12 protein-coding genes are annotated in these 12,899 nt (G+C 62.2%); 3 read left to right on the top strand and 9 right to left on the bottom strand.

The genetic code is table 11. The features are described from left to right. From pyrB to ABGT79_RS10700, 7 genes are all read right to left on the bottom strand, one after another. On the bottom strand, window positions 1-915 hold the full coding sequence (gene pyrB / locus ABGT79_RS10730; protein ID WP_346666166.1) for an aspartate carbamoyltransferase: 915 nt from the start codon (window positions 913-915) through the stop codon (window positions 1-3). A gap of 4 nt (window positions 916-919) precedes the next feature. Continuing rightward, window positions 920-1,561 carry an orotate phosphoribosyltransferase gene (gene pyrE / locus ABGT79_RS10725; protein WP_346666165.1) on the bottom strand — a complete coding sequence of 214 codons (642 nt, stop codon included), beginning with the start codon at window positions 1,559-1,561 and terminating at the stop codon, window positions 920-922. Window positions 1,562-1,726: 165 nt separating this feature from the next. Continuing rightward, a complete protein-coding gene (gene pyrF, locus ABGT79_RS10720) occupies window positions 1,727-2,434 on the bottom strand; it encodes an orotidine-5'-phosphate decarboxylase (protein ID WP_346666164.1) in 708 nt (235 codons plus the stop codon). Continuing rightward, entirely contained in the window at window positions 2,434-3,345 is a 912-nt protein-coding gene (locus tag ABGT79_RS10715) for a dihydroorotate dehydrogenase (RefSeq protein WP_294484776.1), read from the bottom strand. The genes pyrF and ABGT79_RS10715 overlap by 1 nt, the downstream gene beginning before the upstream one ends. Continuing rightward, window positions 3,333-4,070 (bottom strand): dihydroorotate dehydrogenase electron transfer subunit, encoded by a 738-nt coding sequence (locus ABGT79_RS10710; RefSeq protein ID WP_346666163.1) that lies wholly within the window; start codon window positions 4,068-4,070, stop codon window positions 3,333-3,335. The genes ABGT79_RS10715 and ABGT79_RS10710 overlap by 13 nt, the downstream gene beginning before the upstream one ends. 93 nt (window positions 4,071-4,163) lie before the next feature. Next, the gene (locus ABGT79_RS10705; RefSeq protein ID WP_346666162.1) at window positions 4,164-5,432 is read right to left on the bottom strand and encodes a dihydroorotase; all 1,269 of its coding nucleotides are present in this window, start codon (window positions 5,430-5,432) and stop codon (window positions 4,164-4,166) included. 50 nt (window positions 5,433-5,482) lie between these two features. Then, window positions 5,483-6,688, bottom strand: coding sequence for an aspartate aminotransferase family protein (locus tag ABGT79_RS10700; protein ID WP_346666161.1), 1,206 nt, complete (start codon window positions 6,686-6,688; stop codon window positions 5,483-5,485). A gap of 274 nt (window positions 6,689-6,962) precedes the next feature. On the opposite strand from ABGT79_RS10700, the gene ABGT79_RS10695 reads away from it, so the two are divergent. The 3 genes from ABGT79_RS10695 to thiE all read left to right on the top strand — a co-directional run bounded on the left by ABGT79_RS10695 (window position 6,963) and on the right by thiE (window position 9,266). Then, window positions 6,963-7,604: a Maf family nucleotide pyrophosphatase gene (locus tag ABGT79_RS10695; protein WP_346666160.1), complete on the top strand. Its 642-nt coding sequence runs from the start codon at window positions 6,963-6,965 to the stop codon at window positions 7,602-7,604. Then, entirely contained in the window at window positions 7,601-8,422 is an 822-nt protein-coding gene (thiM, locus tag ABGT79_RS10690; protein ID WP_346666159.1) for a hydroxyethylthiazole kinase, read from the top strand. Before ABGT79_RS10695 ends, thiM begins: the two co-directional genes overlap by 4 nt. Before the next feature lie 211 nt (window positions 8,423-8,633). Next, complete coding sequence (gene thiE, locus ABGT79_RS10685) at window positions 8,634-9,266, top strand: thiamine phosphate synthase (RefSeq protein WP_346666158.1); 633 nt, start codon at window positions 8,634-8,636, stop codon at window positions 9,264-9,266. Between the two features lie 447 nt (window positions 9,267-9,713). On the opposite strand, the gene ABGT79_RS10680 is transcribed toward thiE, so the two are convergent. Further along, window positions 9,714-11,120 carry an MATE family efflux transporter gene (locus ABGT79_RS10680; RefSeq protein WP_346666157.1) on the bottom strand — a complete coding sequence of 469 codons (1,407 nt, stop codon included), beginning with the start codon at window positions 11,118-11,120 and terminating at the stop codon, window positions 9,714-9,716. A 276-nt stretch (window positions 11,121-11,396) separates the two neighbouring features. Then, the gene (locus tag ABGT79_RS10675; RefSeq protein ID WP_346666156.1) at window positions 11,397-12,224 is read right to left on the bottom strand and encodes a TetR/AcrR family transcriptional regulator; all 828 of its coding nucleotides are present in this window, start codon (window positions 12,222-12,224) and stop codon (window positions 11,397-11,399) included. Window positions 12,225-12,899: the final 675 nt, after the last annotated feature.

The following is a 12,899-nucleotide window of genomic DNA, read 5'->3' as shown; positions in this document are numbered from 1 at the left end:
CTAGTTCACCCCCAGAAGTTTCATGATGAGCGCCATGCGCATGTACTTGCCGTTCAGCACCTGACGGAAGTAGGCGGCTCTCGGATCCTTGTCCACGGCCACGGATATTTCGTTCACGCGGGGCAGGGGATGCATGATGCACATGTCTTTCTTTGCGCCCTTCAGCTTGTCGGGAGTAAGCACATAGCTGTCCTTCAGGCGCACGTAGTCGGCTTCGTTGAAGAAGCGTTCCTTCTGCACGCGGGTCATGTACAGCACGTCCAGCGAGGGCATGGCGGCCACAAGATCGGTGGTTTCCTCAAAGGGCATGCCGTTCTTTTCCATGACGTCCTTGCGGATGTAGCCGGGCAGACGCAGTTCTTCGGGAGAAATGAGCACGAACTTCACGTTGCTGTAGCGCGACATGGCAGCAATGAGCGAATGCACGGTGCGGCCGAACTTGAGGTCGCCGCACAGGCCGATGACGAGATTGTCAAGCCTGCCCTTCTCGCGCCAGATGGTGAGCAGGTCGGCAAGCGTCTGCGTGGGGTGGTTGTGTCCGCCGTCGCCCGCGTTGATGACGGGCACGGAAGCGTTCATGGCGGCCACGAGCGGTGCGCCTTCCTTGGGGTGCCGCATGGCGATGATGTCGGCGTAGCAGCTCACCACGCGCACGGTGTCGGCCACGCTTTCGCCCTTGGAGGCGGAAGAGCTCTGCGCCTCGGAAACGCCGAGCACGTGTCCGCCGAGTTCGTACATGGCGGCCTCGAAGCTGAGGCGCGTGCGGGTGGAAGGTTCAAAGAACAGCGTGGCGAGCTTCTTGCCGCTGCACTTCCGGGAATACTTCTCGGGGTCGGCGATGATGTCCAGGGCCGTGGCCAGAAGCTGTTCAATGTCCTGCGTCGAAAGATCGCGGATGTCGATAACGCTTTTCATGCCGTTACGCTCCGATCCAGCTCTCGTCGGAAGGATTGTTGCGGAAGGCGATGAGACGCGCCACGTCTTCCTTGCGGATGTAGCCGCTCTCCGCGGCCACGGCGGCGATGGTGTCGAAGTTGGTGAGGCTCACGTTCTTCACGCCGGCTTCGGCAAGGCGATCAAGGCCCTTCTTCATGCCGTAGGTGAAGATGCTGGCCACGCCGAGCACGTCGGCTCCGGCCTCGCGCAGCACCTTGACCACTTCCAGCACGCTGCCCGCGGTGGAAATGAGGTCTTCAACGACCACGACCTTCTGACCGGGTTCCAGACGGCCCTCGATCTGATTGCCGCGGCCGTGATCCTTGGCGCTCGAACGCACGTAGCCCATGGGCATGCCAAGAATATGTCCCACAATGGCGGCGTGGGCGATGCCCGCCGTACTGGTTCCCATGAGCACTTCACACTCGGGATATTCTTCGCGCACCACGGCGGCGAGGGCGCTTTCCACGTCGTTGCGCACTTCGGGAGCGGTCAGGGTAAGACGGTTGTCGCAGTAAACGGGGCTCTTGATGCCGCTCGCCCAGATGAAGGGTTCGTCGGGACGGAAAAACACCGCCTTGATGGAAAGAAGATCCTTGGCAATGAGCTTGTCGCGAGACTCCATGAGGATGGCTCCTTGTAGATGAGGTAAGCCCTGCGCCCTGCCGGGCGAAGGCTGAAAAAGGGCATGCGTGAAGGAACGGCGCAACACAATGCCTGCCGGACAACCGTCCGGCAATACGGCGAACTCTGCGTCCGTTGTGAGGCGGAAGGCGCCGTCCGCTTCAAGCTACCCGAGAAATTCCCTGACGCAGCGGCGATAGGCCGCCACGGGATCGTCCGCCTGCGTGATGGGGCGGCCCACCACGATGAAATCGGACCCGAGTTCGCGGGCGCGGGCGGGGGTGGTCACGCGCACCTGATCGCCCTTGTCGCCGTCGGCGAAGCGCACGCCGGGGGTCACGGTAAGAAAGTCGCTGCCGCACGCGTCATGCACCTTTCCCGCTTCCAGCGGAGAACAGACCACGCCATCGAGGCCCGCCGCACGGGCGCGGGAGGCGTAGTGCATGACCACTTCCTCCATGGGGCGCTCGATGAGCAGATCTTCGCGCATGCGCTCTTCGCTCGTGGAGGTGAGCTGCGTGACGGCGATGAGCAGAGGACGCGTGCCGTCTGCGCGGGTAAGGCCCTTGAGCGCCTCCTCCATCATGGGCACGGTGCCTGCGGCGTGCAGATTGCACATGTCCACGTCGAGCGCGGAGAGCACGGCCATGGCCTTGCGCACGGTGTTCGGAATGTCGTGCAGCTTGAGGTCGAGAAAAATTCTGTGTCCCCGGGCCTTGACGGCGCGCACGATGTCGGGGCCTTCGGCATAGTAGAGTTCCATGCCGATCTTCACGAAGGGCTTCTCCTCGGTGAAGAGGTCGAGAAAATCCATGACTTCCGCCTTGCTGCTGAAGTCGCAGGCCACCATGACGTCCTTGTTGAGATTACGCATCAGTGCGCTCCTCCGATGATGTCCCTGAGGGAGGTTATGCCGTACTGAGCCATGACGGAAGGCAGTTCGGCGAGGATTTTCGGGCACGCCCACGGATCAACCAGATTGGCCGCGCCGATTTCCACGGCCGTGGCGCCCGCCAGCATCATTTCCACCACGTCGCGCGCCGAGCTTATGCCGCCCATGCCGATGATGGGCAGCTTGACGGCCTCGTACACCTGATACACCATGCGCAGCGCCACGGGCAGGATGGCGCTGCCGGAAAAACCGCCCATCTTGTTGGCGATGACGGGCTTTCTCGTGCGCAGGTCGATGCGCATGCCGAGCAGCGTGTTGATGAGGCTTATGCCGTCGGCTCCGGCTTCGGCGGCGGCTGCGGCCAGAGGCACGATGTCCGTGACGTTGGGCGAGAGCTTCACGTACACGGGCTTGGTGGTCACGGCCTTCACGGCCTTCGTCACGGCGGAAATGCCGAGCGGATCGGTGCCGAAGCTCATGCAGCCGTTGTGTACGTTGGGGCAGCTCACGTTCACTTCAATGAGTCCCACCTGCTCTTCGCCGTCGATGCGGGCGCAGCACTCGGCGTATTCGTCCACGGAAAAGCCGCCGATGTTGGCGATGACCTTCTTGTGGAAGCACTTTTTGAGTCGCGGAAGCTCCTCGTTGATGACCCTGTCGATGCCGGGATTCTGCATGCCCACGGCGTTGATCATGCCGGCGGGCGTTTCCGCGATGCGGGGCGTGGGGTTGCCGAAGCGCGGCTCCAGCGTGGTTCCCTTGAAGGAAAAGGAACCGAGCATGTTGATGTCGTAAAGTTCGGCGAACTCGTATCCGTAGCCGAAGGTGCCGCTGGCCGGAATGAGCGGATTGTCCAGTTCCAGACCGCTGAGCGTTACTTTCAGATCTGCCATTCGAGCACCTCCTTGTCGAACACGGGTCCGTCCTTGCACACGCGTCTGCTGCCGTCTCTGGTCATGATGCTGCACCCCATGCACGCGCCGAAGCCGCAGCCCATGCGCTCTTCCAGACTGAATTCGCCGCCTGCGCCCTGCGTGGCCCGATACAACGCGCGCAGCATGGGCATGGGGCCGCAGCTGTACACGTGGCTGTAGCGTTCGGGAAGCGCGTCGGTCACAAAGCCCTTCACGCCCACGCTGCCGTCCACGGTGGTGACGACAACGCGCGCGCCGAGCGCTTCAAACTCGCGGGCATAAAAGATTTCATCCGCCTTGTTGAAGCCGAGAATGACCGTGACGGAACGCCCCGCGGCCACAAGCTTCCTGGCCAGATGGAACAGCGGGGGCACGCCCACGCCGCCGCCCACGAGGAGCGGCGCATCGCCGCTTTTTTCCACGTCGAAACCGTGGCCGAGGCCGACGATGACGTCAAGCGTTTCGCCTTCCTTCATGCGCGCCATGGCGTCCGTGCCCTGGCCGACCACTTTGTAAATGATGGTGATGCTCTTTTCGTCATAGTCGCAGACGGAAATGGGACGGCGCAGGAAAAAGCCCGGCAGACTGATTTCCACGAACTGCCCCGGCATGGTCATGGCCGACGTGTCGCCGGAAAGCACCATGCGGTACACGTCCTTCGTGAGCGGCGTATGCTCGACAATCGTATATATTCCCTGTTTCATGCTGGCTCCGAGTTTTCTGTTTGCGGAGAAAAGGCCCGCGGCGCAGGCCGCAGAGGTCGCAAGGCCGGAAACGACAAGCGAGTTCCGCCCGCGCTAGGCCTTTTCGTTCCAGGCTTCCTCGCCGTTCACGAGCGTGAGCACGCAGCGGCCGTAGAGCGTGTGTCCGGCAAAGGGCGTGGCGCGTCCCCTGCTCAAAAATTCCTCCGGATTCACGACCCATTCGCGGGAGAGATCGAACACGGCAAGATCCGCCCTCTGCCCTTCTTCCAGAAACGAGCCGATGCCGAAACGCTTCGCGGGATTCACGGACATGAGTTCCACCAGCTTTTCGAGCGAAAGCACGCCGCGCTTCACAAAGTAGGTATGCATGACCGCAAAGGACGTTTCGAGGCCGACCACGCCCATGGCGCTGCGCTCCAGGCCCCGGCTCTTGGCTTCGGCTTCGTGCGGTGCGTGATCCGTGGCTATCATGCTCACGGTGCCGTCGAGAATGCCCGCAATGAGCGCATCCCTGTCTTCTTCGCCGCGCAGGGGCGGATTCATCTTGAAGCGGCCGTCCTCCTGCAGATCCTTGTCGCAGAGCACGAGATAGTGCGGGCCCGTCTCGCAGGTTGCGTCCACGCCTTCGGCCCGGGCGCGGCGTATGATGTCCACGCTTTCCTTCGTGGAAATGTGGCAGGCGTGAAAGGCGGCTCCCGTTTCCTTTGCAAGCTCCGCGTCGCGGGCCACTTCCGCCCACTCGCTCTCCGAGCTGATGCCCCGGTGTCCGTGCGCTCTCGCGTATTCGCCGTCGTGAATCCAGCCGCCCGTAAGAAGCTTGTTCACCTCGCAGTGCGCGGCGATGATCTTGCCGAGCCTCTTTGCTTCCTGCATGGCCTCGCGCATCATGCCTTTATCCTGCACGCCGCGGCCGTCGTCGGAAAAGCCCGCCACAAAGGGAGCCATGGCCGCCATGTCGGAAAGCTCGCGGCCTTCCTCCGCCATGGTGATGGCCCCGTAGGGCAGCACATGAATCACGGCGTCGCGCCGGATGATCTCAAGCTGCGTTTCCAGATGCTCAAGCGTGTCGGGCACGGGGTTCAGATTGGGCATGGCGCACACCGTGGTGAAGCCCCCGTGCGCGGCCGCCAGAGTGCCCGTGCGTATGGTTTCCTTGCATGAAAAACCCGGCTCGCGCAGATGCACATGAACATCTACAAGGCCGGGAACAATGCAACACCCGCTCATATCGGATTCCGTCACGCCCTCCATGGGAGGAATCTGCGGCGCAATGCGCTCTATTCTGCCGTTCCGAATGAGGATGTCGCCCTTCTCGAATCCGGAAGGTCGATACACCCGGGCATGTCTCAGGATGCGATCCATGAAAAGCAAACTCCTTCAAAAAAGCCCGGCCCGAAGGCCGGGCATGAACATCACGCCATCTGGCGGAGCACCGCTTCGAGCGTTTCGGTAAAGGCGTCGAGATCGGCTTCGTCAATGGTCAGCGGAGGCAGCAGACGCAGCGTGGGACCGTAGGTAAGATTGAGGATGAACCCGCGGTTCATGAGTTCCAGCCACACCTTTTTCGCCTTTTCGTCGGACATGTTCAGTTCCACGCCGATGAGCAGACCGAGGCCGCGCACGTCGCGGATCACGCCGGGCAGTCTTTCGCCGAGTTCACGGAAACGGGCGCGGGCGCGCTCGCCAAGCGTAGCCGCGCGTTCCACAAGGTGATCGCGCTCCATGATTTCCAGCACCTTGAGGCCCACGGCCGTCACCAGCGCGCCGCCGCCGAAGGTGGTGGCGTGGCTGCCGTAGTCGAAGCCCTGCGCCACTTCGTCGGTGGCCATCATGGCGCCGAGAGGCAGACCGTTGGCCATGGACTTGGCGCTCGTGAACACGTCGGGCTTGAGATTGAAGTTCTGGAAGCCCCACCACTTGCCGCTGCGGCCCATGCCGGCCTGCACTTCGTCGCACATGACGAGCACGCCGTGACGGCGGCAGATGTCGACGACGCCGTCGGCATATTCCTGCGTCACGGGAATGATGCCGCCCTCGCCCTGAATGGCTTCAAAGAGCACGGCCGCCGTAGTGGGCTTGATGGCCTTTTCCAGGGCGTCCAGATCGCCCCACTGCACGCGGCCGAAGCCGGGCGTTTCCGGCTCGAAGCCTTCGGTGTGCTTGCCCGTGGCCGCCAGCGTGGCCAGCGTGCGGCCGTGGAAGCAGTTGGTCAGGGTAATGACCTCCCACGCCTCGCGCCCCTTCACCACGCGCTGATAGCGTCTGGCGATCTTGATGGCCGCTTCATTGCTTTCCGCGCCGGAGTTGCAGAAGAACACCTTGCCCGCATGGCTGGTGGAAAGCAGCTTTTCCGCGTAGTTGAGCTGTTCTTCCTGATAAAAGAGGTTGCTCACATGCACCAGCTTTCGCGACTGCCTTTCCATGACCTCCGCTATTTCCTCGTTGCAGTGGCCGAGGCCGATGACGGCAATGCCGGCCAGCAGGTCGACGTATTCCTTGCCGTCCACGTCCCAGAGGCGGGAGCCCTTGCCTCGGACTATGCCCAGCGGATAACGCGAGTACGTCCGGCACATAAAGGCCTTTTCCCTTTCCTTCAGTCTTTCGAAAGCTTCGCTCATCTGATTTCCTCGTGAAACTTGTATTTTCCCGTTCCAGGACCATCGCAGTCGCAAGGAACGCGGGTATCATATACTATTAATGTTCCGTAGCCAAGAGCGCCGTCGCCCCCTTCCGGGATTGCTTTTTATGCGGGAGGCGTTAAAACTCTGCCCTGAACCCCATGTCTGCGTTCCGTTTTTCCGGCGACCGACGCGCCTTTTGCGCGGACGCAGTCTTGTTTTTTGCATCCGCCGCGCCGCTGCCGCGCGCTCCCTTCAACGTTACGGATTTTTCATGACCAGCGCCTTCACCATGCTCCGCCCCCTTGTTCTCGCTTCCGGCTCGCCCAGGCGCCGCGCCTTTCTGGAAGGCGTGGGCCTCAGCTTCGACGTTCATCCCGCCGCCTGTCCCGAACCGCGTCCCAAACCGGGCGAAGATCCGCGAGCCTACGCGGCCCGCTGCGCGGAAGCGAAGTCCCGCTTCGTGCTCAGCGAACTTTCCGGCCGCACCGACCGCCCCGCCGTGCTCTCCGCCGACACCATCGTCATTCTCCGCGATGAGGAAGGAGCCTCCATTCTCGGCAAGCCCCGCGACAGGAACGACGCCGTCGCCATGCTCTCGCGCCTTTCCGGCCGCACGCACGAAGTGGTCACTTCCTGCTGCCTCGCCATGGACAATCACGTGGAGTGCTTCGACGACATGACGAAGGTCACCTTTGCGCCCTGGCCGCTTCCCGTGCTGGAAGCCTACGCCGACAGCGGCGATCCGCTGGACAAGGCCGGTTCCTACGGCATTCAGGACGGCGGCGCCTTTCTGGTCAGCGCCATAGAAGGATCCTGGTCCACGGTGGTGGGCCTGCCTCTCAACATCGTGCTGGAACGCCTGCTCCGGGCGGGCGTTCTCGGCCTGAACACTTCTTTACGGGAGTTCTCATGAAACAGCAGATTACGGACGCCATCCGCGCCGTGTACGAAAACGTGCCTCTGGTCCACAGCATCACGAACTTCGTGGTCATGCAGGTGTCGGCCAACGCCCTGCTCGCCGCGCACGCCTCGCCCCTCATGGCGCATGCGGCCGAGGAAATGGACGATCTCACCAACATTGATTCCGCCCTTGTGCTCAACATCGGCACGCTCGATCCTTCCTGGCTGGACAGCATGGAGCTTGCCGGCACGCTCATGAAGAAAAAGGGAAAGCCCGTGGTGCTGGATCCGGTGGGAGCCGGAGCCTCCGGCCTGCGCACCCGTTCCGCGCTGCGCCTGCTCGATCTGGTGCGCCCGGACATTCTGCGCGGCAACGCTTCTGAAATCATGGCGCTTGCCGCGGAAATACGCTCGGCCGACAAGGTGGCCACCAAGGGCGTGGACAGCCGCAACAGCAGCGACGAAGCGCTGGACGCCGCCCATGAGCTGGCCCGCCGCTTCGGCTGCGTGGTGAGCGTGAGCGGCTCGCGCGACCTCATTACCGACGGCAGCGCCGATCTTGTCGTGGAAGGCGGCTCGCCGCTCATGCCGCTGGTCACGGGCATGGGCTGTTCCGCTTCCGCCGTCACCGGAGCCTACGCCGCCGTGTGCAAGGACCGCCTCATCGCGGCCGCCGCGGCCATGGCCGTGATGGCTTCCGCCGGAGAAAAGGCCGGAGCGCGCGCCAAGGGCCCCGGCAGCTTTCTGCCCGCCTTTCTGGACGAGCTCTATCTTCTGGATCCCGAAGACGCCGCATCGAGAGTCCACAGACTCGAGAGCTCCGCGCGCTGAGCGTGACCGCGGGGCGTCTGCGAAGTTACCGCCCCGCGCCCCTTGCGCTTCCGGCACGATGCACGCTGCCCGGCGCTGCCCTTCCAGCCTGCGTTCAGGCGCAGGGGCAGGCAAGAATACGCCGCCTTCTGCCCGCGGATATTTCCGCAATGCGCGGACAATCTTTTCACCTGACATCCGGGGGCCCGCCGCCGGAACATCGAGGTCACTGATGAACTGGAGAACGCATACCGACTACCGCGTCTATCTCGTCACGGACCGGGACCTGTGCCTCGGCCGACCGCTGGACGAGGTGGTGCTTGCCGCCGTGCGCGGAGGCGCAGGCGCGGTGCAGCTCAGAGAAAAGCACGCCACGTCCCGCGAATTTCTGGAACTGGCCCGCGCCCTTGCTTCGCGCATTCAGCCGCTCGGCATTCCGCTCATCATCAACGACAGGGCCGACATCGCGCTCGCCTGCGGAGCCGCCGGACTGCACGTAGGACAGAGCGATCTGCCGCCGGAAGACGCGCGCCGCCTCATGGGGCCGGACGCCATCGTCGGCCTCTCCGTGGAAACGCGGGAAGAGCTGCTCGCCGCCGAAAGGCTCGACATCGACTACGTGGGGCTCAGCCCCATTTTCGCCACGCCCACCAAAACCGACACCCACACGCCATGGGGCCTGGACGGCCTGCGCTGGGCGCGGGAACACTCCCCGCTCAGACTGGTGGCCATCGGCGGCATTCACGCCCGCAACGCCTCCGAGGTCGTGGCCGCGGGAGCGCACAGTCTGGCCGTGGTTTCGGAACTGTGCTCCGCGCCGGATCCCGAAAAGGCGGCCCGGAATCTTTTGACCGCGTTCCGCTGATCGCCAGCCGCAGAGCGACAAAACATGCCTTTTCGCCCCGTATCCCCACGGATCGGAGCTTTTCTCCTTCGGCTAAGAGCGGTGCAAAGGCGCAGTACGGCAAAACACGGTGCGACGGCCCGGCAGGACGCGGCAGAATGACCGCCCGCGGTCGCCCTCGCTCCCTGCACAAAGCGAAAATCAGCCGACAAAAAAAAAGACCTGCGCGCAGGCGCGTTCCGTCTCCGGCGCTCCTTCAATGAGCCTAAACATCAGACCGGCAACGGCAGCCCCTCGCGCAGGCTCTCGCCGCCCTGCCGAAGCCCAAAAACACAGAGCGACAAAAGGCCGACCGACGCACTCCCGAAAGAGAATCACGCCGATCGGCCTTTGTTCATCGTTGTTCGCGATGCCGAACGCCCGCTGCAGGGGTCGCCATCGAGAGACGCCGCCCCTGCAATGCGCAAACTACAGTTCCTTGGGCTTGAAGAACTTCGACGGCGGCTTGCATTCAGGATCTCCCTGCATGCAGGGATTGTCCTCGGCGCGCATCGAAAGATAGAGGAAGTAGGCGGCCACCATGCAGCCGATGAAGTCCGCCAGCGGAATGCTCAGCCACACGCCGGTCAGCCCGAAGAACAGGGGCAAGACGAGCAGCGCGGGCACCAGGCATATCATCTGACGGCACAGCGACACCACGCTGGCGATTTTGGCCTGACCGATGGACTGAAAATAGGTGCCGATGATGATCTGCGGGCCCACGAAGATGAACAGGCCGCCGGTGATGCGCAGAGCCGTGGTCGAAACTTCCACGAGGGGGCCGTGATCGGTAAAGATGCGCACCAGAAATTCGGGGAAGAACCACGAACCGAGCATGCCCACCAGCGTGATGGCCGTGGCGCTCAGCATGCCGTACTTGAGGGCGAGGCGCACGCGTTCGGGCTTTTTGGCCCCGAAGTTGAAGCCGATGATGGGCTGCATGCCCTGACCGAGACCGATGACGCTCATGGCAAAGAGCATGAGCAGACGGTTCAGAATGCCGAACGCGCCGATGGCGAGATCGCCGCCGTATTCCTTCAGGGCGCGGTTGATGATGACCACCACGATGCAGGCGCAGAAGTTGATGAGGAAGGGCGCCATGCCGATGGCCAGAATTCTGCGAAAGGCCGTCCAGCTCAGCTTCCAGATGTCCTTCTGAAAATGGATGAGCGAACTTTTGCGCGCAAAATGCGCCACCAGCCATATGACGGACATGGTCTGACCGGCGATCTGGGCCCAGGCCGCGCCGTACATGCCCCAACCCCACCAGTAGATGAAGATGGGCGAAAAGGCCACGATGCCCACGGAAGAGAGCAGCGCCGTCATCATGGCCGTTTTGGGATAGCCCGTGGCGCGGGCGAGGAAGTTGAAGCCCAGCATGAGAAAGCTCAGGGGCGAGAGCAGCACGAGGGGCATCATGAACTCGTGCGCGTAGCGCAACGTTTCGCCGCTGGCTCCGAAGAACATGAGCAGCGGATCGAGAAAAATCCAGAACACGACGCCGAAGAACAGGCCGAAGATGATTTCCAGCAGCACGGAATGCCCCAGCATGCTGCGGGCCTTTTCCATATCCTTCCTGCCGAGCTCGATGGAACACAGCGCTGCGCAGCCCACGGCCACCAGCAGACAAAAGGCCATGAGCAGGTTGACCAGCGGAAACGTGACCGCCATGGCGGCAAGCGCCAGATGTCCCACACCGTGGCCGATATAGATGCTGGAAATGATCTGATTGAGGGCCACAATCACCATGCCCAGAATGGCGGGTATGGAATACTCAAGAAGGAGGCGGCCGACCCCCTTCGTGCCCATTTCGGTGGCTTTCTGGTCCTGACTCATATTTCCCTCCGAGACTCGAAGCGACGGGCGGAACGCCGAGCGCGTGAAACGACGCGAACGACTCTTAAAGTGCCGAAAGGCGTCAAAAGACGCCTTGTTGTCGGAAACCTTGTCCGGCGACCGCGACATGCGGCCGCATCACTTCAGAATCAATGATGATGGAGGTTCGCAGCTGGCGCGCGAACCCGAAGAAAACGCATAAAAATCATCGGTGCGTGGCGTATATTCACAAAGTCGGGCGAGAAAGGCAAGCGCTTCTTTTGCCGCTTTTCCGGGCTACAGCGTTTTCACGCCGCTCTGCGGATCGGCGTCCCTGCCGTCCGGCTGCTTCGCGGGCTGTTCGTCCTGTCCTCTGTCCGACGGCCCGGCTTCCGGCTGCTCCGCCCTCTTCAGCGTGGGAATGCCGCTTGTGCGCGGCCCTTCATTAAGGAAGGGCATGGGCGCATCCCAGTCCAGCAGCGCCACCCCGATGAGATAGGAAACCCACGCCGCATATTCCTCGGAGGACCAGTTGAGCACTTTGGTCAGACGGCGATGAATGCCCGGCGTGCTGATGCTCCAGTACAGTTCCGCGGCGCGCTCTTCGGAGAGTCCGGGCCGCAGCAGTCCGTCTTCGGCCATCTTGTGGACGGACTTGCGGCATTTTTCCAGCAGCATCATGCTCTGATCGTATTCCTGTTCGGCAAATTCCGGCGAAAGCACGCTCATGCCCCGGATGATGTCGAACACCGGCATGGCGTCTTCCATGAGCACGGACATGAAATGCCCGATCTCGCGCACCCGCTCCTTGCCGGTCATGATCTGCGGAATGGAATCGCGCAGCTTGTCGTACTTCTTGGCCTCCACGGTCGTTTCGAGAATGGCCGCCAGCACGCCCTTCTTCGAGCCGCACACCGCATACACGGTCTGCGGAGCCACGCCCGCCTCGCGCGCAATGGCTTCAAGCGTCATGTCGGCGTAGCCCTTTTCCTTCATGAGCTGCATGGCGGCCGCAACAATGCGCGCCTTGGTTACATTCGCCTGTTCCTTTCTGCGGGGGGAATGATAGGCTCGCGTCTTCTTGACCGGCTTTTCGGCTGCGTCTTCTGCGGCTTTTCTGGCCATGGTGGAATCCTCAATATTGAATAGAATTAAATAATATGATTCAACCTATCCCATCCATGCCCGTTTTTCAATGGTAAAAGCGTCCGTTTTCCCAACGCCCCGCGCGCCGAATATTGCACTCAAGTTGCGAGCCTGCAAGAAGACTGGCTCGGTACGTACTGCAAGCTCCGACATTGCCGATTCGCAAGCTCCAACCATCGTCGACATCAGCCTCTTATGTACGCACGGCCACGAACGGCCCCGCTCTTCCAGCATCATCGACAGACCAGCGGTCCTGCGCTCGTCAGACAAGGCCCGCACGCCCCGGCAGTCGCAGACCATAGAGCGGGGGAGCGGAAACGCGCCGGATCCTCGCCTCGGTTCCGGGGAACAGAGGCGGCGGAAGCGCCTGCGGACGGCTTTCTCACCGCTCCTCCACACGGCCGCGCTCCCGCCTTGCCCCGAGCCTCCCCCTTCTCTCCTGCCCGCAGAAAAATTCTTGCTGCACAAACTTTTTCGGAACATCCTTCCCTTTGAACACCCATGAAAATCCGCAGCAGGACCTGCCCGATGCCTTGACAGAAAACAGGTATTTCACTAGAACGAAAGTCTATTGAATATTTATTGCCAACAGCAGGAACGCGGAAAGCGTCGAGCCTTGTTGCCGCCCTTCCGTGTTCTGCCGAAATACCGCGC

This window comes from uncultured Mailhella sp., assembly GCF_963931295.1.
In the GTDB taxonomy this organism is placed as follows: Bacteria; Desulfobacterota; Desulfovibrionia; order Desulfovibrionales; family Desulfovibrionaceae; genus Mailhella.
This window is presented reverse-complemented; position numbering and strand designations above follow the sequence as displayed.

Bases quoted from the DNA above. Each gene is read 5' to 3' on its own strand.
- pyrB (WP_346666166.1), bottom strand. From the start codon at position 915: ATGAAAAGCGTTATCGACATCCGCGATCTTTCGACGCAGGACATTGAA.
- pyrE (WP_346666165.1), bottom strand. From the start codon at position 1,561: ATGGAGTCTCGCGACAAGCTCATTGCCAAGGATCTTCTTTCCATCAAG.
- pyrF (WP_346666164.1), bottom strand. From the start codon at position 2,434: ATGCGTAATCTCAACAAGGACGTCATGGTGGCCTGCGACTTCAGCAGC.
- ABGT79_RS10715 (WP_294484776.1), bottom strand. From the start codon at position 3,345: ATGGCAGATCTGAAAGTAACGCTCAGCGGTCTGGAACTGGACAATCCG.
- ABGT79_RS10710 (WP_346666163.1), bottom strand. From the start codon at position 4,070: ATGAAACAGGGAATATATACGATTGTCGAGCATACGCCGCTCACGAAG.
- ABGT79_RS10705 (WP_346666162.1), bottom strand. From the start codon at position 5,432: ATGGATCGCATCCTGAGACATGCCCGGGTGTATCGACCTTCCGGATTC.
- ABGT79_RS10700 (WP_346666161.1), bottom strand. From the start codon at position 6,688: ATGAGCGAAGCTTTCGAAAGACTGAAGGAAAGGGAAAAGGCCTTTATG.
- ABGT79_RS10695 (WP_346666160.1), top strand. From the start codon at position 6,963: ATGACCAGCGCCTTCACCATGCTCCGCCCCCTTGTTCTCGCTTCCGGC.
- thiM (WP_346666159.1), top strand. From the start codon at position 7,601: ATGAAACAGCAGATTACGGACGCCATCCGCGCCGTGTACGAAAACGTG.
- thiE (WP_346666158.1), top strand. From the start codon at position 8,634: ATGAACTGGAGAACGCATACCGACTACCGCGTCTATCTCGTCACGGAC.
- ABGT79_RS10680 (WP_346666157.1), bottom strand. From the start codon at position 11,120: ATGAGTCAGGACCAGAAAGCCACCGAAATGGGCACGAAGGGGGTCGGC.
- ABGT79_RS10675 (WP_346666156.1), bottom strand. From the start codon at position 12,224: ATGGCCAGAAAAGCCGCAGAAGACGCAGCCGAAAAGCCGGTCAAGAAG.